Raw genomic sequence first — 2,077 nt, forward strand, 5'->3', positions numbered from 1 at the left:
CGCCACCCCGCGGGCGTTGAGTTCCTCGAGGTTCTCCTTCATCACCACCGTCGACTTCACCAGCAGCCCGGACATGCCGATCACATCGGCGCGCTTGTCGATCGCGGCGTCGAGGATCGTCGCGATCGGCTGCTTGATGCCGAGGTTGACGACCTCGTAGCCGTTGTTGGACAGGATGATGTCCACCAGGTTCTTGCCGATGTCGTGCACATCGCCCTTCACGGTCGCCAGCACGATCCGGCCCTTGCCGTCATCACCGGTCGACTCCATGTGCGGCTCGAGATACGCCACCGCCGCCTTCATCACCTCGGCCGACTGCAGCACGAACGGCAACTGCATCTGCCCGGACCCGAACAGCTCACCGACCGTCTTCATCCCCGCCAGCAGCGTGTCGTTGATGATCGCCAGCGGCGGCACCTCCGTCATCGCCGCATCCAGATCCGCCTCGAGACCGTTGCGTTCGCCGTCGACGATGCGCCGCTCGAGCCGCTCGAACAACGGCAGCGCCGCCAGCTCCTGCGCGCGGGACTCCCGCGCCGACGCCGCCGACACCCCCTCGAACAGCTCCATCAGCTTCTGCAGCGGGTCGTAGCCCTCGCTGCGCCGGTCGTACACCAGATCCAGCGCGACCTGCCGCTGCTCCTCCGGGATCCGCGCCATCGGCAGGATCTTCGACGCGTGCACGATCGCGGTGTCCAACCCCGCCTCGGTGCACTCGTGCAGGAACACCGAGTTCAGCACCTGCCGGGCCGCCGGATTCAACCCGAACGACACGTTCGAGATGCCCAGCGTGAAATGCACCTGCGGGTAGCGGCGGTGGATCTCCCGGATCGCCTCGATCGTCTCGACGCCGTCGCGGCGCACCTCCTCCTGACCCGTCGAGATCGGGAACGTCAGCGCATCGACGATGATGTCCTCCTGCGCCAGCCCCCAGTTCTCCGTCAGGTCGGTGATCAACCGCTCGGCGATCCGCACCTTGTGCTCGGCGGTGCGCGCCTGCCCCTCCTCGTCGATGGTCAGCGCCACCACCGCGGCACCGTGCTCGACGACGTGCTCCATGATCCGCTGGAACCGCGACCCGGGACCGTCCCCGTCCTCGTAGTTCACCGAGTTCACCGCGCAACGGCCGCCCAGATGCTCGAGACCGGCCCGGATCACGTCCGGCTCCGTCGAGTCGATCATGATCGGCAGCGTCGACGCCGTCGCGAACCGCGACGCCAGCTGCGCCATGTCCGCCGCCCCGTCCCGGCCGACGTAGTCGACGTTCAGGTCCAGCATGTGCGCGCCGTCGCGGATCTGATCCTTCGCGATCTCCAGACACTTGTCGTAGTCGGCCGAGAGCATCGCCTCCCGGAACGCCTTCGACCCGTTCGTGTTGGTGCGCTCACCGATCATCAGGATGGACGCGTCCTGCTCGAACGGCACCGCCGCATACAGCGACGACACCCCCGGCTCGGACACCGGCCGACGCTCGGCCGGTGCCAGCTCCCGCACCGCCTCCGCGACCTGCCGGATGTGCTCGGGCGTCGTCCCGCAGCAGCCGCCGACCAGCGACAACCCGTAGTCGGAGACGAACCCGGTCAACGCCTCGGCCAGCTCCTCCGGCGACAACGGGTACTCGGCACCGTTGGCGCCCAGCACCGGCAGACCGGCATTGGGCATCACCGACACCGGCACCTCGGAATGCTGCGACAGATACCGCAGGTGCTCGGTCATCTCCGCCGGACCCGTCGCACAGTTCAACCCGATCAGGTCGATACCCAGCGGCGCGAGCGCGTTCAGAGCCGCCCCGATCTCCGACCCCAGCAGCATCGTGCCGGTCGTCTCCATCGTCACGTGCGTGATGATCGGCACCCGCCGCCCGGCACGCTCCATCGCGCGGCGACTGCCGATGATCGCCGCCTTCGCCTGCAACAGATCCTGGCAGGTCTCGACGAGGATCGCGTCCGCACCACCGTCGATCATGCCGAGCGCGGCCTCCAGATAGGCATCGCGCAACGCGTCGAACGGCGCATGCCCCAAGGTCGGCAGCTTGGTGCCCGGACCCATCGACCCGAGCACGAACCGGCCCATGCCG

1 protein-coding gene is annotated in these 2,077 nt (G+C 68.1%); it reads right to left on the bottom strand.

The window, feature by feature from the left end:
- On the bottom strand, positions 1-2,077 hold a 2,077-nt coding region (metH, locus tag I0Q12_RS31735; RefSeq protein WP_231609871.1), incomplete at both ends, for a methionine synthase.

Source organism: Rhodococcus sp. CX, assembly GCF_015865005.1.
GTDB lineage: Bacteria > Actinomycetota > Actinomycetes > Mycobacteriales > Mycobacteriaceae > Rhodococcus.